The organism is Stenotrophomonas sp. 71799_Sma, from assembly GCF_056482505.1.
In genome coordinates, this window is record NZ_CM151202.1 from 4,579,233 (window position 1) to 4,602,024 (window position 22,792).

Annotated in this window: 20 protein-coding genes; 10 read left to right on the plus strand and 10 right to left on the minus strand. The window is 66.9% G+C overall.

What is annotated here, in order from left to right:
* The first annotated feature begins 228 nt into the window (after positions 1-228).
* The gene (locus tag ACZK4Z_RS21150; protein WP_125895546.1) at positions 229-1,995 is read left to right on the plus strand and encodes a S8 family serine peptidase; all 1,767 of its coding nucleotides are present in this window, start codon (positions 229-231) and stop codon (positions 1,993-1,995) included.
* Positions 1,995-2,588, plus strand: a complete 594-nt coding sequence (locus tag ACZK4Z_RS21155; RefSeq protein WP_006399785.1) for a S8 family serine peptidase — start codon at positions 1,995-1,997, stop codon at positions 2,586-2,588. Before ACZK4Z_RS21150 ends, ACZK4Z_RS21155 begins: the two co-directional genes overlap by 1 nt.
* A 127-nt stretch (positions 2,589-2,715) precedes the next feature.
* On the opposite strand, the gene ACZK4Z_RS21160 is transcribed toward ACZK4Z_RS21155, so the two are convergent.
* The 5 genes from ACZK4Z_RS21160 to cyoA form a co-directional block, all read right to left on the minus strand.
* A complete protein-coding gene (locus ACZK4Z_RS21160; RefSeq protein WP_125895561.1) occupies positions 2,716-3,387 on the minus strand; it encodes an SCO family protein in 672 nt (223 codons plus the stop codon).
* Between the two features lie 142 nt (positions 3,388-3,529).
* The gene (cyoD, locus tag ACZK4Z_RS21165) at positions 3,530-3,862 is read right to left on the minus strand and encodes a cytochrome o ubiquinol oxidase subunit IV (RefSeq protein ID WP_006399830.1); all 333 of its coding nucleotides are present in this window, start codon (positions 3,860-3,862) and stop codon (positions 3,530-3,532) included.
* A gap of 1 nt (position 3,863) precedes the next feature.
* Positions 3,864-4,499, minus strand: a complete 636-nt coding sequence (gene cyoC / locus ACZK4Z_RS21170) for a cytochrome o ubiquinol oxidase subunit III (protein WP_005414759.1) — start codon at positions 4,497-4,499, stop codon at positions 3,864-3,866.
* Positions 4,496-6,472 carry a cytochrome o ubiquinol oxidase subunit I gene (gene cyoB, locus ACZK4Z_RS21175; RefSeq protein ID WP_006474876.1) on the minus strand — a complete coding sequence of 659 codons (1,977 nt, stop codon included), beginning with the start codon at positions 6,470-6,472 and terminating at the stop codon, positions 4,496-4,498. Before cyoB ends, cyoC begins: the two co-directional genes overlap by 4 nt.
* Before the next feature lie 5 nt (positions 6,473-6,477).
* Positions 6,478-7,383, minus strand: a complete 906-nt coding sequence (gene cyoA, locus ACZK4Z_RS21180) for a ubiquinol oxidase subunit II (protein WP_125895547.1) — start codon at positions 7,381-7,383, stop codon at positions 6,478-6,480.
* Positions 7,384-7,566: 183 nt separating this feature from the next.
* Between cyoA and ACZK4Z_RS21185 the strand changes: the two genes are divergently transcribed.
* From ACZK4Z_RS21185 to ACZK4Z_RS21200, 4 genes are read left to right on the plus strand one after another with little or no spacing between them, the layout of a single operon-like run.
* Entirely contained in the window at positions 7,567-8,982 is a 1,416-nt protein-coding gene (locus ACZK4Z_RS21185) for an aminotransferase-like domain-containing protein (protein ID WP_125895548.1), read from the plus strand.
* Between the two features lie 55 nt (positions 8,983-9,037).
* The gene (locus ACZK4Z_RS21190) at positions 9,038-9,316 is read left to right on the plus strand and encodes a hypothetical protein (protein WP_253144116.1); all 279 of its coding nucleotides are present in this window, start codon (positions 9,038-9,040) and stop codon (positions 9,314-9,316) included.
* The gene (locus tag ACZK4Z_RS21195; RefSeq protein ID WP_125895549.1) at positions 9,316-9,915 is read left to right on the plus strand and encodes a DUF6436 domain-containing protein; all 600 of its coding nucleotides are present in this window, start codon (positions 9,316-9,318) and stop codon (positions 9,913-9,915) included. Before ACZK4Z_RS21190 ends, ACZK4Z_RS21195 begins: the two co-directional genes overlap by 1 nt.
* A gap of 9 nt (positions 9,916-9,924) precedes the next feature.
* Positions 9,925-11,439, plus strand: coding sequence for an aminotransferase-like domain-containing protein (locus ACZK4Z_RS21200; RefSeq protein ID WP_125895550.1), 1,515 nt, complete (start codon positions 9,925-9,927; stop codon positions 11,437-11,439).
* A gap of 223 nt (positions 11,440-11,662) precedes the next feature.
* Here ACZK4Z_RS21200 and ACZK4Z_RS21205 read toward each other — a convergent pair whose 3' ends face one another.
* Complete coding sequence (locus tag ACZK4Z_RS21205; RefSeq protein WP_125895551.1) at positions 11,663-12,964, minus strand: aminotransferase class V-fold PLP-dependent enzyme; 1,302 nt, start codon at positions 12,962-12,964, stop codon at positions 11,663-11,665.
* Positions 12,964-15,366 carry a TonB-dependent receptor plug domain-containing protein gene (locus ACZK4Z_RS21210; protein ID WP_478451061.1) on the minus strand — a complete coding sequence of 801 codons (2,403 nt, stop codon included), beginning with the start codon at positions 15,364-15,366 and terminating at the stop codon, positions 12,964-12,966. Before ACZK4Z_RS21210 ends, ACZK4Z_RS21205 begins: the two co-directional genes overlap by 1 nt.
* A 200-nt stretch (positions 15,367-15,566) precedes the next feature.
* Here ACZK4Z_RS21210 and ACZK4Z_RS21215 point away from each other — a divergent pair, with 200 nt between their 5' ends.
* The 3 genes from ACZK4Z_RS21215 to ACZK4Z_RS21225 are packed head-to-tail and all read left to right on the plus strand — an operon-like array spanning position 15,567 to position 18,213.
* Positions 15,567-16,394: an AraC family transcriptional regulator gene (locus tag ACZK4Z_RS21215; RefSeq protein WP_125895553.1), complete on the plus strand. Its 828-nt coding sequence runs from the start codon at positions 15,567-15,569 to the stop codon at positions 16,392-16,394.
* Positions 16,395-16,407: 13 nt separating this feature from the next.
* Positions 16,408-17,487, plus strand: a complete 1,080-nt coding sequence (locus tag ACZK4Z_RS21220; protein WP_478451063.1) for an alpha/beta hydrolase family protein — start codon at positions 16,408-16,410, stop codon at positions 17,485-17,487.
* A gap of 54 nt (positions 17,488-17,541) precedes the next feature.
* Positions 17,542-18,213 carry a VOC family protein gene (locus ACZK4Z_RS21225; RefSeq protein WP_125895555.1) on the plus strand — a complete coding sequence of 224 codons (672 nt, stop codon included), beginning with the start codon at positions 17,542-17,544 and terminating at the stop codon, positions 18,211-18,213.
* A gap of 1 nt (position 18,214) precedes the next feature.
* On the opposite strand, the gene ACZK4Z_RS21230 is transcribed toward ACZK4Z_RS21225, so the two are convergent.
* The 3 genes from ACZK4Z_RS21230 to ACZK4Z_RS21240 all read right to left on the minus strand — a co-directional run bounded on the left by ACZK4Z_RS21230 (position 18,215) and on the right by ACZK4Z_RS21240 (position 22,048).
* Positions 18,215-19,555, minus strand: coding sequence for a TPM domain-containing protein (locus ACZK4Z_RS21230; protein ID WP_253144164.1), 1,341 nt, complete (start codon positions 19,553-19,555; stop codon positions 18,215-18,217).
* A 68-nt stretch (positions 19,556-19,623) separates the two neighbouring features.
* Positions 19,624-21,462 (minus strand): M3 family metallopeptidase, encoded by a 1,839-nt coding sequence (locus ACZK4Z_RS21235; protein ID WP_125895556.1) that lies wholly within the window; start codon positions 21,460-21,462, stop codon positions 19,624-19,626.
* A gap of 73 nt (positions 21,463-21,535) precedes the next feature.
* Positions 21,536-22,048, minus strand: a complete 513-nt coding sequence (locus tag ACZK4Z_RS21240) for a hypothetical protein (protein ID WP_125895557.1) — start codon at positions 22,046-22,048, stop codon at positions 21,536-21,538.
* Between the two features lie 82 nt (positions 22,049-22,130).
* On the opposite strand from ACZK4Z_RS21240, the gene ACZK4Z_RS21245 reads away from it, so the two are divergent.
* The gene (locus ACZK4Z_RS21245; protein ID WP_125895558.1) at positions 22,131-22,757 is read left to right on the plus strand and encodes a YiiX/YebB-like N1pC/P60 family cysteine hydrolase; all 627 of its coding nucleotides are present in this window, start codon (positions 22,131-22,133) and stop codon (positions 22,755-22,757) included.
* The last annotated feature ends 35 nt before the right edge of the window (positions 22,758-22,792 follow it).

Consider the following 22,792-nt stretch of genomic DNA (forward strand, 5'->3'; position numbering starts at 1 on the left):
ACGCCATGCGTCGATACGCGTGCCAACCAAGGTGGGCACCTACCAGATGCGGGCCGCTGCAGTCGTCATTACCCCACGGCATAAGCGTTTGTGACGCAATCGGCACATCTGCAGATTGGGAGTGTGAAGAGGTAGGGGGTTGTTCGTTGTGTCGCGTTTGGCTCGTTGCGATGGGGCAGTTCCGCCCCGCCGTCCTGCCATGCCGATTCACAACAGAAGGATTCGTGTATGAAGCGACACACGCAACGCTCCGCGCCACCGCGCTCCGCGCGCCTGGCCCTTGCCACTGCCCTGGTGCTGGGCAGCCTGGCCGTCACCGCCCAGGCCCAGCAGGCCGATCCGCTGGCCGGGCGTCAGTGGCATCTGCTCAACACCGGACAGGCCGTACTGGGCGATACCCTGCCGGTGGCTGGCAACGATCTGAACGTGGATGGCCTGTTCCGCAATGGCATCCGTGGCCAGGGCGTCACCATCGCCATCGTCGATGACGGCCTGCAGATCGCACACCCGGACCTGGCCGCCAACGTTGCGGCGGTCGCGGGCAAGAACTTCGCCAACCAGAGCAACAACCCTTCACCGTCCAATCCCGACCGCGACAATCACGGCACCATGGTCGGCGGCATCGCAGGTGCAGTAGGTGCCAACAACCTGGGCGTGCGCGGCGTGGCCTCGGCGGCCACCCTGAAGGGCTTCAACTTCCTGGCGTCCAATGCCCAGGGCAATTCGAATTCCAACATCGAGTACTCGTGGTGGGACGGCGCCGAAGTGGCCGACGTGGGGGTCTTCAACAACAGCTGGGGCTCCAGCCCGGGCAACCCCAACCTGCCGCTGGCCTACAGCCAGAACGACATCGCCGCCTATGAGCAGGCCATGTCCGGCACCCGTGGCGGCCGCGGTGGCATCTACGTGAAGGCCGCCGGCAACAACCACAACAACGGCGCACGCTCGGATGGCACCGACATCTGCTCGGCAGACACCAAGAACCGCAACACGGGTTGCATTCCGGCCGGCCGCGACCCGCGTAACAACCTGTTCAACGTGATCACCGTTGCCGCCGTGCGCGCCGATGGCGTGCGCTCGTCCTACTCGTCCACCGGCTCGGCGCTGTGGGTGTCCGGCTTCGGCGGTGAGAATGGTTGGCAGCGGCAGGTCGTGCCGGGGCAGCTGGCGATACGCTACGATCCGGCCATCCTCACCACCGATGTCACCGGCTGCGCGCAGGGCAGCAACAAGAACACGAGCCTGCGCAACACCTTGGACGGCGACCAGTCTGCCATCGACAGCACCTGCAACTACACAGGCAAGATGAACGGAACTTCGGCGGCCACGCCGATGGTGTCGGGCGTGGCGGCACTGCTGCTGGAGACCAACCCGAACCTGTCCTACCGCGATGTGAAGTACATCCTGGCCACCACCGCCACCCGCACCGATCCGAACCGGGCAGCGGTGACCCACTCCGACGGCCGCGTGCTGGTGCCGGGCTGGACGGTGAATGCCGCCGGCCGTGCCTACAGCAACTGGTACGGTTTCGGTGTGGTCAATGCGGCACGCGCGGTACAGGTCGCAGAGGACTTCCAGCCGCTGGGTACACTGGTGGATAGTGGCTGGCGCAACACGACGCGTACCGTGGCCATCGGCAATACCTCGGCGGCCGCGGCGCGCCTGACCTTCCAGCTCGCCAACGGTGCGCGCAACATCGAGAGCGTGCAGCTCGGCTTCCGCGTCAACCACAGCAACACCCGCCAGCTGCAGTTCGTGCTGATCTCGCCCAGTGGCACCCGCAGCGTGGTGCAGCCGGCATTCACCGCGATCGGCTCTGGCCTCAATGGTGTCCAGCGCAACTTCACCAACTGGGACCTGCTGTCCAGCAATGCCTTCCTGGATGAGAACGCCACGGGCACCTGGACGCTGGAAGTCACCGACCTGGGGCAGGCCGCGAACGCTGCATCGCGTGGCAACCTCGAATTCTTCAAGATCCGCGTTCTGGGGCACTGATGATGAAGACGACCATTCTGTTGAGCACCCTCGCCCTCGCGGCGATGACCACCACCGCCTGGGCACAGAGCTCGGGCCAGACACCTCCGGCGAAGACCTTGTCGACCGTAGACACGCAGCAGTTGAAGGCGGAGGCCACTGGCCGTTCGTTCAATGTGGGCGGCTCGCGCTTCCAGCTGGCGCCGTCGGCAACCGTGCAGCAGGCCAGCGGCGGTCAGTTCCGGATCACCACCGGGGCTGATGCCAGCGCGGCGGCCGTCGGCACCCGCAGCAAGCGGTCCACGGATGCGTCTACCGGTGTGGCCGCACGTGCGGATGCCGGTGCCAGCAAGTTTGCGGCCGCTGTCTCCAACGATGGCGCACCGGTCGTGGCGACCTCGCGGGTCAAGGTGTTCTTCACCGATGCGGCTTCGGCGCAGCGTGCGGCCACCGCCACCGGCGGCACCGTGGTGAAGGTATCCAAGGCCTCGGGCCGCGCGATTGTGGAGTATCCGTCGGTGAACGCGGCACTGGATGCGACCACCAAGCTGCTGTCGACCGCCGGCATCAAGGCGGCCGAGCCGGACGTGGTGCAGTGGGAAGAAACCAAGTAAGGCGTTGAGTGGTGCCCCCGGCCGGTTGGCTCTCCTGGCCGGCCGGGGGATTGGTGTGTGGGGGGTGTGCCGACCAACGGTCGGCATCCACCAGATTCATTCACCGCGTGTCGACCAAGCTCGACACCTACCGGGCGGCGAGCGTGTCGCTTTGCTTGAGGTGGCAGCTGGCCAGCGGGCCGTTGCCGGCGGCCGGATGGCCAGGCTCCAGCAGCAGGCGCTGCACGTCCGAGAACAGCTTGTCCACCGGCATGCCATAGGGCGCGAACAGGCGCAGACGGCCTTGGCGATCAAACACGTAGCCGCCGGCGATGTGGCTCATGGTGTAGGTCTCCGGTATCTGACCGGGTTCCTTTTCGTAGAACGCCTTGAAGTCGCTGGCCATCGCGGCCAGTTGTGCTTCGTTGCCGACCAGTGCGATCGCCTTGGGGTCGAACGCTTCCACATAGGTGCGGGCGACTTCGGGCGTGTCGCGTGCGGGATCGACACTGACGAACACTACCTGCAACTGGTCGGCATCCTTGCCCATCAGGTGCTTGACCTGGCTGAGCTCGACCATGGTGGTCGGGCACACGTCCGGGCAGCTGGTGAAGCCGAAGAACAGATAGGTCACCTGCCCCTGCAGGTCCTTCGGGCCACGCACGGTGCCGTGGCTGTCGGGCATCGACCACTGCTGGCCGAGCTCTTCGCAGGCGATGTCTTTCGAGTAGAAGTCCATGCGCGACTGCGCACTGCAGCCGGCCAGCAGGCCGACGGCCAGTCCTGCCAGCAGTGGCAGGCGGAAACGGGGGGAGAACAACCAGCGGGCAACAGCAGCAGGACGCTTCACGGGTACCACCAACGCATACGCGGGCGGGGTCTCGGTCAGGCCTGCCCTTGGGGGAAAGAGGACGGAGGTGCCGGGGTGATCGCGCGGTCCATGCCGATCACCCCAGCCACGGTCAGTTGATCATCATGTGGTAGTGCATGCTCCAGATGATCCAGACCGACAGTGCGACGACGATGAACAGGATCACCAGGGTGAACACGAAGCTGGCCAGGTTCCAGCCACCTTCGGACTTGCGGTCCATGTGCAGGAAATAGACCAGCTGTACCAGGATCTGCGCCACCGCGAAGCCGACCAGCAGGAACAGCGTGAGCGGCCGCGACAGCACCGGGTTCATCACCAGCGCGAACGGCACCACGGTCAGCAGCGCGCACAGCACGAAGCCGATCAGGTAGGACTTGGTGGAGCCGTGCGCATTGCCGGCGCGCGAGGTTTCGACGTGGGCCATGTCAGAAGGCTCCGATCAGGTAGACGAAGGTGAAGACGCAGATCCACACCAGGTCCAGGAAGTGCCAGAACAGGCTCAGGCACGACACGCGGGTGATGTTGGTCGGGGTCAGGCCGCGGCGGTAGACCTGGTGCATGACCACCGCCATCCAGATCAGGCCGCTGGCCACGTGCAGGCCGTGAGTGGCGACCAGCGCGAAGAACGCCGACAGGTAGGCACTGGTGCTGGGGCCTGCGCCTTCGTGGATCAGGTGCGAGAACTCGTAGATCTCCATGCCGATGAACGAGGCACCGAGCACGAAGGTCACGCCCAGCCAGCGCAGCACTGCCGAGGTATCGTGGCGATGCATCGCCAGCACGGCCTGGCCGTAGGTGATGCTGGAGACCAGCAGCAGGAAGGTCTCGGCCATCACGAACGGCAGCGAGAACAGCTCCTTGCCGGTGGGGCCGCCGGCGTAGGCGGTGCTGAGCACCGCGTACGAGGCGAACAGCGAACCGAACAGCACCAGGTCGGACATGAGGTAGACCCACATGCCGAACACCTTCATGCCGCCCTGTTCGTGGCCATGGTCGTGTTCGTGGTGGTCCTCGTGCGCCTGCGTGTCGCTGGCCAGCTCGGGGCGGGTCAACAGGTTCATGCGCGTACCTCCTTCAGCTTGGCCAGGTTGGCCGCTTCGGTGCGCGCCACCTCTTCGGAACTGACGTAGTAGTCCACGTCCTCGTCATAGGACCGCACGATCAGGGTCACGATCATCGCGATGAAGCTGGCTGCGGCCATCCACCAGATGTGCCAGACCAGGGCGAAGCACAGCACCAGGATCCAGATGTTGAGGATCAGCGGCACGCCGGTGTTCTTCGGCATGTGGATCGGCGCGTATTTCTTCGGCGGCGGCGGCAGGCCGCGCTTCTTCGCTTCGTGGAAGGCATCCAGCTCATCGGCCTTGGGCACCACGGCGAAGTTGTAGAACGGCGGCGGCGACGGCGTGGCCCATTCCAGCGTGCGTGCGTTCCACGGGTCGCCGGTCAGGTCCAGGTTGCGCTTGCGGTCACGCACGCTCACGTAGATCTGCACCAGCATCAGGATGATGCCCGCGAACACGAACAGTGCACCGATGAAGGCGGCGATCAGGTACGGCGTCCACGCCGGGTTGTCGTACTGGTTCATGCGGCGGGTCATGCCCATGAAGCCGAGCATGTACAGCGGCATGAAGGCCAGGTAGAAGCCGATCACCCAGCAGGCGAACGACCACTTGCCGAGGCGCTCGTTGAGGGTGAAGCCGAACACCTTCGGGAACCAGTAGGCGAAGCCGGCCAGGTAGCCGAACAGCGCACCGCCGATGATGGTGTTATGGAAGTGCGCGACCAGGAACAGGCTGTTGTGCAGCAGGAAGTCCGCGCCCGGAATGGCCAGCAGCACGCCGGTCATGCCACCGATGGTGAAGGTGACCAGGAAGGCGATGGTCCACAGCATCGGCACGCTGAACTCAACGCGGCCGCCGTACATGGTGAACAGCCAGGTGAAGATCTTCACGCCGGTGGGAATGGCGATGATCATCGTCATGATGCCGAAGAAGGCATTGACGCTGGCACCGGAGCCCATGGTGAAGAAGTGGTGCAGCCAGACGATGAACGACAGGATGCCGATCGCCAGGGTGGCGCCCACCATCGACTTGTAGCCGAACAGCTTCTTGCGCGCGAACGTGGCAGTCACTTCAGAGAAGATGCCAAATGCCGGCAGCACCAGGATGTACACCTCCGGGTGGCCCCAGGCCCACACCAGGTTCACGTACATCATCGGGTTGCCACCCAACGTGTTGGTGTAGAAGTTGAAGTCCAGGTAGCGGTCCAGGGTGAGCGCACCCAGCGCCACGGTCAGGATCGGGAAGGCGGCGATGATGATCACGCTGGTGACCAGCACGGTCCAGGTGAACACCGGCATCTTCATCAGGGTCATGCCCGGCGCACGCATGCGCAGGATGGTGATGAACAGGTTGACGCCGGTCAGCAAGGTGCCGATGCCCGAAGCCTGCAATGCCCAGATGTAGTAGTCCACGCCCACGCCTGGACTGAACTCGATGCCCGACAGCGGCGGATAGGCCACCCAGCCGGTCATGGCGAATTCGCCAACGCCCAGCGAGATCATCATCAACGCGGCGCCGACGACGAAGATCCAGAAGCTGAAGGCGTTGAGGAACGGGAACGCCATGTCGCGCGCGCCGATCTGCAGCGGCACGATGATGTTCATCAGGCCGACCACGAACGGGGTGGCCACGAAGAAGATCATGATCACGCCGTGCGCGGTGAAGATCTGGTCGTAGTGCTCAGGTGGCAGGAAGCCGTCACTGCCCGGGCCAGCCGCGGCCAGCTGCGCGCGCATCATCAGCGCATCGGCAAAGCCACGCACCAGCATGACCAGCGCTACCACCACGTACATGATGCCGATCTTCTTGTGGTCCACGGTGGTGAACCAGTCACGCCACAGCGGGCCCCACAGCTTGAAGTACGTCACCGCGCCAAGCAGCGCGAGGCCACCCAGCACCATGGCCGCCAATGTGACCACGACGATCGGCTCGTGCAGCGGCACGGCCTCCCACGTCAATTTACCCAACATGTTCGTTACTCCTGGGAAACCTGGGCACCACCGGCAGCGCCCGCCGGGGTAGCAGCAGCGGTGTTCTCACCAACGCCGATGAACTGGTCGATGACCTTCTTGAACAGCAGTGGTTCAACACTGGAGAAGTGCTGCACCGGTGCGTTCTTCGACGGCGCGGCCAGCGCCTTGAACTGCGTGAAGCTGAGGGAGTCCGGCGCGCTGCGTACCTCGGCCACCCAGCGCTCGAACTCTTCGTTGCTGCTGGCGGTGGCAATGAACTTCATGTTCGAGAAGCCATGCCCGCTGTAGTTGCCGGACATGCCACGGAACTGGCCAGGCTCGTTGGCGATCAGGTGCAGCTGCGTGCGCATGCCGGCCATCGCGTAGATCTGCCCACCCAGCTGCGGGATGAAGAAGGTGTTCATCGTCGAGTTGGAGGTGATGTTGAACGCCAGCGGGCGGTCGACCGGGAAGTTGAGCTGGTTGACCGTGGCGATGCCGAGGTCCGGATACACGAACACCCACTTCCAGTCGGTGGCGATCACGTCCACATGCAGCGGCTCACCGGCCACGTCCAGCGGCTTGTAGGGGTCCAGCTCGTGGGTGGACTTCCACACGATCACCGCCAGCACCGCGATGATGATCAGCGGCACGCCCCAGACCACGATCTCCACCTTGGTGGAGTGCGACCAGTCAGGCATGTATTTGGCTTTGGTATTGCCGGCGCGGTAGCGCCAGGCGAACACGAAGGTCAGCACGATGGCCGGTATCACCACGATCAGCATCAGGCCGATGCAGATCAGGATCAGGTCGCGCTGGGCGAGCCCGACCATGCCCTTCGAATCCAGCAGCACCCAGTCACAGCCCGACAGGCCGACGCAGGCCAGGGCGATCAGCGCCAGGCGGATGCGGTTCCAGCAGATATTCATTGGAGGTCAACCCTGTTGAAGAAGCGCGCTTGACCGGCTCGCCTGCGCGCAGCGCCCGGGCGTGGAGCGGCTACACTGTGGGTACGAGGTCGCCTACAAGCAGGCGAACCACTCCAATCAAGCCCATACAAGATACATCATTGTATGGACTTGTGCATCTGTACGTATGGAAAAAACTGACCGATGACGCCACCTGCCGCCGGCCGCCGCCTGAAACACCCCAATCGCACCTGGGTTCGCCCCTTCCGCGAGGGCGCCGGCCCGCTGTACCTGCAGATTGCCCAGCAGGTGCGCGAGGCGGTGGATGACGGCGTGCTGCGCCCGGGCGACCGCCTGCCGCCGCAGCGCGACCTGGCCCAGCAGGTGGGCGTGGACCTGACCACGGTCACCCGTGCCTTCGCCGAGCTGCGCCAGGCCGGCCTGCTCGACGCCCAAGGCGCTGGCGGTACCTTCATCGCGCTGTCGGCCGGCAACCGCAGCACCTCGGTGGACCTGAGCATGAACATCCCGCCGCTGCTGGGCAGCGCGCCGTTCGCACAGGGCATGGAGGCCGGTTTCCAGCACGTGGGCCAGCAGCTGGGCCAGGGCGAACTGATGAGCTACCACGTCGGCGCCGGCACCCGCGAGGATCGCGCCGCCGCGGTGCAGTGGCTGGCGCCGATGCTGGGGACGGTCGGTGCCGACCAGGTGGTGATCTGCCCCGGTGCGCAGACCGCACTGTGCGCGCTGATCCTGGCCCGCACCCAGCCGGGCGAGCTGATTGCCGCCGAGCAGCTGACCTACCCGGGCCTGCTGGCCGCCGCGCGCGTGCTGCAGCGGGGCGTGGTGCCAGTGGCGATGGACGCCGAAGGCATGCTGCCCGACGCACTGGAGGAGGCCTGCCAGCTACGCCGCCCGCGCCTGCTGTACCTGGTACCGACCATCCAGAACCCGACCACAGCGACGATGTCGGCACAACGCAGGCAGGCCCTGCTGGCGGTCGCCAAGCGCCACGACCTGACCGTGATCGAAGACGATCCCTACTGGTTGCTGGCCGGAGACGCCGCGCCGCCGTTGGCCGCGCACCGCGATGCCGACTGCCCGGTCTATTACATCTCCACCCTGTCCAAGTGCCTGGCCCCGGGCCTGCGCACCGCCTACCTGGTGGTGCCGGCCGGCGAGCCGATGGAACCGGTGCTGGATGCGCTGCGCGCGATCGCACTGATGCCGACCCAGTCGATGGTAGCGGTGGCCTCGCAGTGGATCCGCAGCGGCCAGGCCCAGGACATGGTGCAGCGCTTCCAGCAGGAACTGCGCGAGCGCCAGGCCATTGCCGCCCGTTACCTGCCGGCCCGCGCCCAGGCGCATCCGGCCGGCCTGCATGTGTGGCTGCCGCTGCCGCCGCGGCTCGACCAGTACCGGTTGATCCAGGCCGCACAGGAGCAGGGGCTGGGCATTGCCAGCTCCGATGCCTTCAGCGTGGAAGAACCGCCACCGGGCAACGCGATCCGCCTGTCGTTGGGCGGCGCGGTCGACCAGGGCGCGCTGGCCGGGGCGCTGGCCAAGCTGAACGAGATCCTGTCCGAGGCCCCCGAGGCACGCCACAACGCCATCGTCTGAACGGGGCGCATGGCGCTTTATCCATACAAGATGATATTTTGTATGCAATGTATGGATGAAGGGACGTGCATCGATGCGCGCCGAGAAAATGAAATTCCACCTGGTGATGGCCGGGTGCGGTGGCTTTGTGGTGTTGATGCTGGCCGCGCTGGCCTGGGTCTGCCTGCAGCCGCAGACCGTGGATGTGCAGGCCGCCGAACGCCACGCCATCGAGCAGTGCGTGCAGCGCAGCGAGGATCCGTCGCGTAGCGAGATCCAGCGCCGCGCGCAGGCCGATTCCTGCCGCGAGATGCGCAAGCAGTACGTGCACAAGTTCGGCCGGGAAGATTCCTGATGGGCGCAGCCGCGCCGCGTCGCCGCTGGCTGCTGCCGACGATGATCGCCCTCGCCTGCCTGTTCATGGCCGGCGTGGCAGCTGCGTTGTGGCAGTACTTCGGCTACAGCGCGCAGTCCACCTTCACCGAACAGGCCATCGTCTTCGACGATTCGCAGCTGCGCCTGCCGGCCGATCTGGCCGGTGATACCGGCAGCATCCGCGTGGTGCATTTCTGGGACCCGGCCTGCGGCGTGTGCAACCGCGAGACCGGTGCGCACCTGAGCTACCTGATCAGCATGTACCGCCGCGCCGGCATCGACTTCTATGCCATCCGCCGCCCGGGTACGCAGGGCGAGCTGCCCGAGCCACTGCGCAACAAGGTGATCAACCTGCCGACCATCGACGGCATCGAACACATCCCGGCCAGCCCCGCCGTGGCCATCTGGGACCGGCACGGCCACCTGGCGTACGCCGGCCCGTACAGCATCGGCATGGTCTGCAACTCGGCCAACAGCTTCGTCGAACCGCTGCTGGACAGACTGGTGCGCGGCGAGACCGTGCGCCCGAAAGGACTGCTTGCCGTGGGCTGCTACTGCCCCTGGCAGGCCAAGCGCTGAGGACGCGCAATGACATCACTGACGCTGGCCGGTGTGGCCCCCGCAAACAACAACGGCGGTCACCTGTCCGAACCGACCGATGGTTATGGACAGGCTCCCGCCGTTGGAAGCAACGATACGCCCCGACATGCTCCGTACATGCCGCGACCGGATGTCGCAGCCCGCGAATGGGTGCAGGACGTACTCGCGCACAGCGGGCCGATCTACCTGCGCATCGTCAACTCGCTGGAACGCACGGTGCGCCGCGGTGGTCTCGCACCGGGACAGCGCCTGCCTTCGCAGCGCGCGTTGGCGCAGCAGCTCGGTATCGACCTGACCACGGTGACGCGGGCCTTCGATGAAGCGCGCAAGCGCGGCCTGATCGAGGCGCGCGGTCCACAGGGCAGTTTCATCGCACCGCCCAAGGCTGGCTTCGACCAAGTGGTGGACCTGAGCATGAACGTGCCGCCGGTGCCCGACGCCGACGCGCTGGCAGAGACGCTGCGCCGTGGTGCCGCCGCCGTGCTTGCACGCAGCAACGCGCCGAACCTGATGACGTATCACCTGGGTGGCGGCAACCCCACTGATCGCCATGCTGCGGCGCGTTGGCTGCAGCCGATGCTGGGCGCCGTGGATGACGACTGCCTGCTGCTGACCGAAGGCGCGCAGGTGGCGCTGGCGTCGATCCTGGTCAGCCAGGGACGCGACAACGACGCGATCCTCTGCGATGCGCTGGTCTATCCGGGCCTGCTGCAGGCCGCTGCCGCACTGGGCCGGCGCCTGCTGCCGGTGGACAGCGACGAACACGGCATGTGCCCCGATGCACTGGCCCGGCTGTCACGCGAAAGCGGCGCGCGGTTGGTCTATCTCAATCCCACCTGCCAGAACCCGACCGCACTGACCCTGCCGCTGCATCGGCGCGAAGCGCTGGCGCGTGTGCTGGAAAGCGAAGGCCTGCTGGCGATCGAAGACGATCCGTACTGGCATCTGGCCGAAGATGCGCCGCTACCGTTGGCAACACTGACACCGCGTCATGTGTTCTACGTGGCGACGCTGTCGAAGGTGATCAGCCCGGGCCTGCGCACCGCCTTCGTGCGTTGCCCGAGCGCCGCGCATGCCGAGGCGATGACGGCCGCACTGCGGGCAACGCGGTTGATGGGCCATCCGCTGGTATCGGCGTTGGCCAGCCAGCTGCTGCTGGATGGTTCGGCACAGTCACTGCTGGCGCAGGTGCGCACCGAGGCGCGCGAGCGCATGCGCATGGCCCGCTACCTGCTGGCGCCATCGCTGCTGCAGCGGGCTGAAGGCCTGCATGCCTGGTGCCGCGTGCCGGCGCCGTGGACCGATGCCACGCTGGTGCGCACCGCGCAACTGCAGGGGCTGGCGATTGCACCGTCATCGGCGTTCTGCCCGCCGGGGGTACAGCATCAGAACGGGGTGCGGTTGTCGCTGGGGCTGGCGGCGGACCGTCGGCAGCTGGAAAGTGCGCTGCGGCGGATTGATCGGTTGTTGTTGTCGGATGCGTTGCCGGCGATCGAGCGGTAGGTGGAGAGCATCCACGCATGGCGTGGATCTACGGGACCCGCTTCGGTAGATGCCAACCTTGGTTGGCAATGCCCGTGCACGCCATGCGTGGATGGAATGTGCCGGCCAACGGTCGGCACCCACCAGGCTGGGGGAGGATCGGTAGCGCCGGGCCATGCCCGGCGGAAGATTCCCCGGCACGGACGGAATGTGCCAACCAAGGTTGGCACCCACCAAAGCAGGGTCAGGCCAGGGCGTCCAGCGCCTGCACCAACGCATCCATCTGCTCCGGCCGGGTGAACACCGACGGCGTCACCCGCACACACGCGCCAGACTCCAACCCGTCGCGATGGGTGGTGAACACGCGATGCTCATCCAGCAGCCGCTTCTGCAGCGCGATGTTGTCGGCCACGCTGGTACGCCCGCGCAGGCGGAAGCTGGCCAATGCGCTGGCCAACGCCGGGTCCGGCGAAGACAGCACTTCGATGTGCGCCATCTGCCGCGCCGGCAAGGTCCAGCGCTCACGCAGGTAGCGCAGGCGCGCCTGCTTGTTGGCCACGCCGATGCGCTGATGCAGGGCAATCGCCTCCGGCAGTGCCAGGTAGGCGGCGAAGTTGACCGTACCGGTATGCACGCGGCTGCCCACGCGGCCATCGTCGGCTTCACCCATGTAGGGATCCAGGTCGGCCACACGCCCCTTGCGCACGTACATCGCACCGACGCCCACCGGCGCACCGATCCACTTGTGCAGGTTGATGCCGACGAAATCGGCCTTCAGCTGCGGCACCGCGTAGTCGATCTGGCCAAACCCATGCGCGGCATCGACGATCACATCGATACCGCGCGCTCGCGCGCGTTCGGCGATCTCCGCCACCGGCAGCACCAGCCCATGGCGATGGCTGACCTGGGTCAGCAGCACCAGCTTCAGGCGTGGCAGCCGCGCGAATGCGGCCTCGTAGGCCTGCAGGATCTGCGCGTGGTCGGGCACGGCCGGCAGCGCGATACGCTCGACCTGCACGCCGCGACGCTGCTGCAGCCAGCGCATCGCGCCGATCATGCTGTCGTAGTCGATGTCGGCGTAGAGCACCTGGTCGCCGGGCTGCAGACGGTTGTAGCCGCCAATCAGGGCCAGCATCGCCTCGGTGGCGCCGCGGGTCAGTGCAATCTCGTCGGCACCCACGCCCAGCAGCTCGGCCACCTGCCGCTGCACCGCCATGTACTGCGCCGGGAACTCACGACGGCCGTACCAGGCGTTGCCACGGTTCACTTCAGCGGTGTGGCGCTGGTAGCTCGCCAGCGTCTCGCGGCCCATCGCGCCCCAGTAGCCGTTCTCCAGGTGGTTCACTTCATCGGTGATATCGAAGTGACTGGCCACGGAGGCCCAATAGCCTTCATCGCGGGCCAGCACGTCCGGCGCCACGGTCGTTGCGGGAATCTGCATGGGCGCAGCGTAACGCGTGGCAGCCATGGCGGGCAGTGAAGACAGTGCGGCTGCGGCGGGCAGCAGGGTGCCGGCACGCAGCAGGGAGCGGCGCGTGCGGTCCATCAGAAGCTCAACCGGTACTGCGCGTACAGGTTGGCACCATCGGTGTCGTACGGCGCGTTCCGCGAGTAGACCAGGCCGCGGCTGGCCTGGAACACCGCCTCATCCGGATAGCGGTCCAGCACGTTGTCGGCCCCCACGCGCAGGCTGTGGTGCTCGTTGATGCGATAGCCCACGGCCAGGTCGAGGAAGCTCATCGCGCCGAAGCGCTGGTAGATATCGCCCACCGCATTGCCGCTGGCGTCGGTCCAGGCACCGTAGTAGCGCATGCGCGCCATCAGCGACCAGGCGCCGACATCCCAGCTGCCGGTCAGGCTGCCCTTGTGCTCGGGCAGGCGGTCTTCAAACAGCACGCGCTGGGTCTCGTTGGTGGCCACCGAGGTGCTGCCGTTGTCCACGCGGGTGCGGTTGTAGTTGTAGGCCAGGGTCAGCGTCATGCGACCCGCGCCGAGGTCGCGCAGGTAGTTGCCGACCACGTCCACGCCGGTGGTGGTGGTATCGAAGTCATTGGTGAAGTAGTTCACCGAGGTATAGCCCAGCGGATTGGGAGTACCAGCCGGAATGGCGAAGCTGGCCGACTGGCTGAAGCGGTCGGTGAGCTTGATCTGGTAGACATCCACCGAGCCGGACAGGCCCAGGTCGGTGCGCCAGGTCAGGCCCAGCGACGCGGTACGCGATTCCTCCGGCTTCAGCGGCCTGGCACCGAGCAGCTGCGCCAGCGGATCGTTCGGCGACAGACGACCACTGGTGAAGATCTGCAGCGTGCGCGTATCCAGGCCCTGGGTGGTGCTGGTGGTGTTGAGCTGCGCCGGGGTCGGTGCACGGAAGCCAGTGGACACCGTACCGCGCAGGGCTACGTCCGGGGTAATCGCGAAACGCGCCGAGAGCTTGCCGTCCAGCGTGCTGCCAAAGCTGGAGAAGTCCTCGTAGCGGCTGGCTGCACCGATGCTCCAACGCTCACCCACTGGCACTTCCATATCCACGTAGGCGGCCTTGCTGCGCTGGCTCCACTGCCCGGCCTGGCTGGCCGAGAAGCCCGGCGCGCCGTTGGAGTTGGCTTCCAGGCCCGCCGCTGCGCCCGGCCCCACCGCGTACGAAGCCGGATCACCCGCGCGCACCTGGTAGGTCTCCTGGCGAAACTCACCACCGAAGGCGACGTTGATCGGCTTGGACAGCGCAGCCACATCCCACTCGTAGTTGAAGTCGGCGTTGGCGTTCTTCTCGGTCTGGGTCAGGCGGCCGAGATCGAACGCGGTCGGGCTGGCCGGGCCGAGCGAGGCGTTGATGGAGTTCTTCAGGCTGTAGTCGATGGCGTTGCGGCCATACGAGGCGCTGACATCCCAGCGCAGCTTCGGGGTGATCTCGCCACGCAGGCCACCGACCAGTTGCAGGTCGTTCTGGACGTTGCCGTACTGCGGGCTGAAGCCCACCGGATAGATCGAACGCAGGTTCCAGCCGGGGAAGATCGCCGTGGTGCGGTAGGCACCGGTGGTGGTGTCCGGATTGCGCCAGTTGAAATCGCTGACGCCATCGCTGTGGCTGTACAGGCCGAACGCATACAGCTCCAGCGTGTCATTGGCATTGGCTTTCACGTTGAAGCCGACACGGCGGCTTTCCAGTTCCGGCTGGCCCCAGCGCTGTACCGGGTTGGGCACGTCCAGATCCGGATGCGCGGCCTGGAAGGCAATGGCATCGGGGCGTTGGCGGGTGCGCGAGGTGGCGTCGGAGTTGGACGATTCGGCGAACAGCACCAGGCTGCCGTAGTCGCCCAGCGACCAGCCGGTGCGTGCACTGAAGTCGCGCGAGGCGCCATCGCCCTTTGCGTACTGCGAGTAGCCGGCGGTGATCTCGGTACCGGGGCCATCCTCGAGAATGATGTTGATGACGCCGGCGATGGCGTCCGAGCCGTACTGCGCCGACGCACCATCGCGCAGCACTTCGATGCGCTTGATCGCACTGGTCGGAATCTGTGCCAGATCGGCCGCCTGCGCGCCACGGTTGCCGAGCAGCGCGCTGCGGTGGAAGCGACGACCGTTGACCAGCACCAAGGTCTGATCCGGCGACAGGCCACGCAGCGTGGCCGGGCGCACGAACACCTGACCGTCCGCCATCGGCAGGCGCTGCACCACGAACGACGGCACCAGCTGCGCCAGCACGTCCTTCAGGTCGGTGGATTCAACGGACTTGATGTCTTCCTTGGTGAACACGTCCACCGGCGCCAACGTTTCGAACTGGGTGCGGTTGGAGGCGCGGGTGCCGGTGACCAGCATCGCGTCGAGCTGGGTGGGCGCCGCACGGCTGCCCGCCGGGGCATCGACCGCATCGGCCTCCGCTGCGATCGCGCCGCCTGCGCTGGCCATGGAAAGGGCGAGGAGGATGGAACGCGAAAGCTTCGAACGATGCACGGCAGGGCTCCGGGAGGACGCGACAGGGCCAGCACCCGCTCGGACACAACAGGCGTGGACAAGGCGCGCAGTCTCGGCGCGATCTGTGAAGGAGCCATGACGTCAGTGCGACAGCTTGATGCCGCTTGAGCGCAAGAACTGCTAAACGCGCTGCCTGCCGATCCGCTACTGTGCCGGCATTGGATTCGGGGAACGGAAGGATGAGCGCGGCAGGCAAGGCGTTGTGGTACATCGAAACCCATGCGGACCAGCCGTTGGCACTGGCCGATATTGCCGCTGCGGCGGGGCTGTCGCCGTTCCATCTGTCGCGCCTGTTCCAGGCCCGCACCGGCACCTCGGTGGTGCGTTATCTGCGGGGACGGCGCCTGACCGCTGCCGCGCAGCGGCTGGCCAACGGGGCGGGCGACATCCTGCAGGTGGCACTGGGCGCGGGCTACACCACCCATGCCGCGTTCACCCGCGCCTTCAGCGAACAGTTCGGGCAGACCCCGGAGCGGGTACGCGAACAAGGCACCGATGGGCTGGCGCTGGTGCAGGCGATCCGCGTGGACGATGCGCCGACTGCCTGCGGTGAAGCGCCGCGCCTGCTCGATACCCCTGCCTTCCAGGTCGCGGGTATCGGCATGCGGCATACCCGCGACAGCGGCGGTGCGATACCCGGACAGTGGGCGCAGCTCAACCGGGAATGGCCGACGCCGGCACCGATCAGCTTCGGCGTGTGCTGCAACAGTGATGACGATGGCGGCTTCGACTACATCGCCGCACTGCCGGCCAGCGCGGTGCCGAGCGTACCTGCGCACTGGCAACGCGTGGACATTCCGCCGCGCCGCTACCTGGTGGCCTGGCACGGGGGGCACATCTCGACCATCCGCTCGACCTGGTTCTGGCTGCTGGATCACTACCTGCCCGGCTCCGGGCTCAGCCTGGCCGATGCCCCCGATCTGGAACGCTACGACATGCGTTTCGATGAGCACAGCGGCAACGGCGGCGTGGAAATCTGGCTGCCGGTGGACGAACGCCCACGCTGACAAGGAGTTGAGGATGCGCATGACAGCCACTGTGATGGGAATGATGCTGATGGCCTCCGCGGGGGCCGCCAGCGCTGGCGAGCCTTGGAAGGCAGGCGAACGCCACGGCACCACCACAGTGGCCAGCGCCGCGGTTCGCGATGCGCAGCATCGCGACGCCCTGCTCTACACGGTCTGGTATCCCGCGCCCGCTGGCAGCACGGAAACCGCCCTGACCATCGGTCCGCCCGATGCGCCGCTGTTCGACGTCGGCCGCTCAGCCACGGATGCCCCGATCGCGGGCAAGCGCCTGCCGACCCTGCTGCTCTCCCACGGCAACGGCGGCAGCGCGCGCATGATGGGCTGGTTGGGCACGGCATTGGCGCGCGCCGGGTATCTGGTAATCGCGGTCGATCATCCCGGCAACAACGGCGTGGACGAGATGACCCTGCCCGGCAGCGTACTGAGCTGGTTGCGTGCGGATGACCTGCGCTCGGCACTCGCTGCAGTACAGGCCGATCCGCTGCTGGGTCCGCATGTCGACCCTGAGCGACTGGGTGTGGCCGGGTTCTCGGCCGGAGGCTACACCGCGCTGCTGGCCGCCGGTGCACGCCCCGACCTGCAGCGGCTGCTGGCCTTCTGCCGCGCGCACCCGGATGACGGCGTCTGCCGGCCACAACAGGAAACCGCCACGCACACGATGGACGCGCGTGTTGCCGCTGCGGGCTCACCCGCGATGTCTCCCTGGATCTCCCACGCCAACGACTCGCGCGCGATCCCCGGCGTGCGTGCGGCATTCCTGCTGGCACCCGCGATCGTGCAGGCGTTCGCGCCCGAGCAGCTGTCCTCGCTGAGGCAGCCAGTGTCGATCGTGCTGGGCGAGGCTGACACGGTTGCGCCACCGCAGAGCAATGGCGAGGCTGCACAGACACTGATTCCGGGCGCTGTGCTGCAGCGTCTGCCGGATGTCGGTCACTACGACTTCCTGGCGGCCTGTACAGCGGTTGGTGTGCAGAGGCTGCCCGAGCTCTGCAGCAGTTCGGTTCCGAAGGCGGACACCCACGCGCAGGCAGTGGATGCCGCGGTGCGATTCTTCGCCGAAGCACTGCGGTAGTGGCCGCCGGGCATGGCCCGGCGCTACAGTGGGCGCATCCACGGAGGATCGGCCATGCGCCTGCTTCACCTCACCCTGCCAGTGTCCGACGTCACCACCGTCGCCGCGTATTTCCACGATGTGCTGCAGCAGCGCGTGGTCGGAAATCATGTGCACATCGGCTGGAGCACGATCGAACTGCAGCCGGCGGCTGATCATCCGGTCGGTGGCGTGCACCTGGCCTTCAACGTCGCGGACAACCGCTTCGGCGAGGCGATGACCTGGTTGCGTGAACGCACGCCACTGCAGCGCAATCCGGCGGGACTGGACTACTTCGCGCTGGAAAGCAGCTGGCAGTCGCAGTCGGTGTACTTCACTGGTCCTGACGGCCTGATCCTGGAACTGATCGGCCGCCGCCGTTTGCCGGCCAGTACGCGTCAGGGCGCCTTCCACGGCAGCGAACTGACCTGCCTGAGCGAAGTCGGCCTGCCCAGCCACGATGTCGACGCTGTGCGCGAACAGTCCAGCCTGCGGTTCGGCCTGCAACCGATCAGCCCGCCGTCGCCGCAGTTCGCGCCAATGGGCGACGATGAGGGCCTGCTGATCGTGGTTGCGGCGGATCGTCGCTGGTTCCCCGAGCAGAAGGACCTGCCGAACGCGCGCGGCTTGCAGCTGCAGGTCGGCGACGTCGCCGGCCCGGGTGTTGTGGAGGACGCCTCGCTCGGCTGGCGGGTGCAGGCGACCTGAACTACCAGCTGCCGGACGCGCCGCCTCCGCCGCTGCGGCCGCCGCCTCCAGACCAGCTGCTGGAACTGCTCGACGACGAACTCGACGAGGACGACGAACGGGACGACGTGCGTTCGCGGGAGGATGAAACCCGGCCACGTGCGCGCTCGCCCGGCAGCATGGTGAACAACCACACGAAGTACAGCAGTACGCCGCACACCCCGGACACGATCATTGCCAGCAGCCGTGGATCGTCACCTTCGGCACGATGGATCGCCAGCAACGCGCCCGCGGCATAGCCGAGGGTCAACAGCACCAGCACCGTCATGCGCACGACGAAGCTGCCGCGATTCTTCTTCCAGCGTGTGCGGCAGGCCTGCACCAGCAGGAACACCATCAGGGTGACAACGCCCGCAGCGACCTGCAGCAGCAGGTGCCGGGCCAGGCTCGGTGGCAGCTGGCCACGCAGCAGCGCCTGCACAAGGAAGAGCACGCTGAGCATCAGCATCCCGCACAGCACGATGCGCACACCTCGACTGCGGCGCCAGCACCAGCCCAGCAGGGTCGCCACCGGCACACCCAGCGCCAGCACGAAGCACAGGCCCGGCAGCACATGGCGTGGCAGCAGCAGCGCCACGGAGAGCATGCCCGCACCCACAACAGCGGTCACCAGCATCGGGCGCCCCCAGGCCGGCAAGGTCGGCCAGGTTGGTTTTGGTGCCGATGCATTGGCGGCCAGTGCCTTGCGCCGCCGCTCCCGACGGCTGCCGCTGAAATCGTCCTCGGTCTTCGCCGGCGGGAGGGGCGGCGGCGAGCGCCACAGCCCGGCCAGGAAACCGGCCAGCAGGGTCAACGCCACCACCGAGTCTGCGCGTCGCCAGTCCGCAGGCAGCACATTGCTGGCCGACGGTTCTTCCCATGCCGGCAGGTCCTCGCCATCGATCAGCGCCATCATGATCTTCGTGCCATCGAGCACGCCCTGGTCGACATCGCCCTCACGGAAGCGCGGCACGATCGCGTTGTCGATGATGCGAGCGGCGTACGCGTCCGGTAGCGCTCCTTCCAGGCCATAGCCGGTCTGGATGCGCACGCGGCGGTCCTGCACCGCCACCAACAGCAGCACACCATCGTCGACACCGGCGCGCCCCAGCTGCCACTGATCGAACACCCGCTGTGCATAGGCCTCGATGCCTTCGCTGCCCACGCTGGGTACCACCAGCACCTGCAGCTGTGCACCTTTCCGCGCCTGCAGCTGCAGCGCCTGCCTGCGCAACGTGGCGCGGGTGTCGGCGGACAGCGCGTTGGCAGTGTCCACCACGGGATCGTCCAGCGCCGGGACCGGGATTGCCGCCAGCGCTGCCATCGGCAGCAGGCACAGCAGCAACAGCAGCCACACGGTGGCGGCCGCCTGCTGCAAGGGGCGCGCCGGGTTCACGTACCCTGCCCTGCCTCGATCTGCGCATGCAGCGCCTGCAGCTGCGCCGCCGTCTGGTTGAACACCTGCAGATCGGCATCCACCAGGGCCGCCCAGTCAGGCGCGTGCCCCAGCAGTTGCGCCACCTGCTCGCTCGGCGCGCGGTCGAAGCCCTCGCCAAGCACGGCAAGATAGCGCTCACGGAACCCTTCGGGGTCGCGCTGGTCCTGCACGTACAGCTGCACGGCCAACAGCCCCGCATACAGGTAGTTCACCAGATAATTCGGGTCTTCATACATCAGACGCTTGCCGATCCAGGTGTTGCGCAGCTGCGGGTAGCGCTCCGGTTGCTGGCCGAAGCGCGCCAGCACCTGCCCGGTCAGCGCGTCCAGGTCATCGGCGGTGCCCAGCGTGCCGGCGGCCACGCCCCGATAGATCGACTGCTCCAGCTGCGCTTCCTCGGAAGAGGTGAACAGCTGCAGCACCATGTCGTCCAGCAGCGATTTCAGGTAATAGGCTTTGGCGCGCGGATCCTCTGCCTGCTGGTAAAGCTGGTCGCGGAAGCGCAGCTCGTTGTAGATCGCGAACGCCTCGGTCAGCCACTGGCTGCCATTGCGCTGCAGCGGCGACGCATGACCGCGCTGCATCCACTCGCCGTGCACGGCATGACCGGCTTCATGGGCGATCTCGACGTCGCTTTCCAGATCACCACGGCGCAGGCCAACGAACAGCATTGCCGGCACACCGGGAGCGCTCACCGGGAACGCGTCCTGGCTGCGGTCACCACGTTCGGTGGCCAGATCCATGCGCTGGTTGGCCGGATCGAGCAGCGCGCGCAGTTCGGCGACGTACGCCGGCCCCAGGTGCTGCATGGCATCGGCGGCATTGTCACGCAGCTGCGTCAATGTCAGCACTGGTGGCGTATAGCCGGCATCGGGCACGGTGGTATCCCAGATCTGCGGCGCGTCGATGCCGGATCGCGCAGCGTGGCGCAGCAGCATGTCCTGGTAGGCACGGCGGTCCCCGGCGTGCCGTTCGATCGCCACCAGCGTTGCATCCACTGCGGCAGTATCCAGGCCCATGCGCTGGTAGCCATATGCCGGCGCCGAGCCGTCACCCTGCAGGCGTGCGGCGGCGTCATTCACCTGCACCAGCCCCAGCAGCACCGAGGCCATCGGCTCACGGCGCGAGTGCAGCCCCTGCCAGTAGCCCTTCCACCCGGCCTCGCGCAGGGCGCGGTCGGGCTGCTGGGCCAGCAGCTGCTTGTCGCGTCCGGTGTCCCAGTGACGACCGCCGTGCTCGATCTGCGGGTACTCGGCGCTGCGCAGGATCTGCCCGCGCAGGCGCGCGAAGCTGTCCAGCGCCGGATCGGCCAGTGCCTCCACGGCCTCATCCAGCGCGGCGTTGGCCGGGGTGGCAGCCTCCTTCAGCGCCCGAGTGCGCAGGAAGCCATACGGTGCTGCCCACGCCGCATCTGCGGGCGCCTCGCGCAGTGCGGCGCGACCACTGCGAGCGATGCGGCTGCACAGCCCCGCTGCCTGCTCCATCGCCTGTGCCGGGCGAAGATCGCGCGCGTTGCGGGCGGACTGCAGATGCAGGTAGCCGAGATGACGCAGGCACAGCGCCTCCAGTGCCTCGGCCTGCTGGAAGCGTTCCGCCGGTGCGAGGGTGGACGCCTGCTGCAGGGCCTCGACGCGCTTGCCCAACGCGTCGCGCGCTGTCTGTTCGGACGCGGCGCTGGCGAAGTAGGTGCGGTCATCGGCATGCACCGACTGTGCCTGCGCGCCGCTGAAGGGGGCTATCGCCAATACGGCGGCAATGGCGGCGGTGGTGGTGCGCTTCCTGAAAGCCTGCATCGGCGTCTCCCTGCCTGGACCAGGGATCGAGCCTAGCAGCCGCTGGCCCGCCGCGCCTGTGCCGGATCAGCCATCAGATCGACTCATCCTCACGCTTGACCAGCGTCCAGCACGGCGCCTGCGCAAAGGTATAGGTCTGCTGGTCGCTGCTGTCCGGCGTACGGATCTGCACCTGCCGCTGTCCATCGGCCAGGAGGCTGACCTGCATTTCGCGGCCCTGCCCGGCCAGTGCGGCGGGATCAGGCATCACCGGCCACTCGACATCGGCCCGCGCCAGCCGGCTTTCCACCTTGCGTGGTTCCGGCTCGGCCTCGGCATCGATGTAGCTGTCCAGCAGCGGATCGGCGGTGGCCTTTTCCTGCAACGCGATCTCGTTGCCGAAATGTTTCAGGAACGCATCGAAGTCCGGGTAGAGGCATTCACCGCGTGCAGCCACAGCTGTGGGCTCGGCGGGGGGGGTCGCCGGCGCCGCTGCGGCAGGTGAGGCTTCGGTCGCGGTCTGCGGTGCCTGCGGCACTGGCGCGCAGGCTGCCAGCACCGCGCCACAGGCAAGCATCAGCGGTGCGGCAGAACGGTATCGACACATGGGCTCATCCTGAATCCGGTCCGGTCGCTCCATGCTACCGCGCACCCTACAATTCCGGCATTCCGCCTGTCCGAGAGTCCTCATGCATCGCCTCCTGCTCCTGATCGGCCTGCTGCTGCCCGCCCTGTGGCCGGCCGTGGCGAGGGCCGTCGATGTCCACGAAGGCGACCTGCTGTTCGTCACCGCCGGCAGCAGCGGTCTCAGTGCAGCCATCGACGATGCCACCGGCAAGCAGGGCGCGCCCAGCTTCGATCACGTCGCGCTGGTCGCTTCCGCGCCGAAGGGCTGGGAGGTATTGCATGCAGACGAGAAAGGATCGCGCCGGCAATCGCTGGTCGAATTCCGCCAGGAGGCGCGCGCCAAGCAGCGGCAGATCGTGGTCTATCGCCTGCGCGCGCCGCAGCAGGCAGCGATCAGGGATGCGGTCGCCACCGCGCGCACGATGCTGGGCAAGCCGTACAACACGTCGTATGTGTTGAACGAGGACAGCTACTACTGCTCGGACTTCATCGAACGTGCGTTCCGTGCGCACCATGTATTTGCGTTGCAGCCGATGAACTTCCGCAATCCGCAGACCGGGCAGATCGCCCAGCACTGGATTGATCTGTACCGCGGCATGGGCATGGACGTGCCGCAGGATCAGCCCGGCAGCAATCCGAACGACATGTCGGCGGCACCGGTGTTGCAGCGCATCGGCATGCTGGAATAAGCAAAGCCCCGCACGAGGCGGGGCTTCACCGGTCA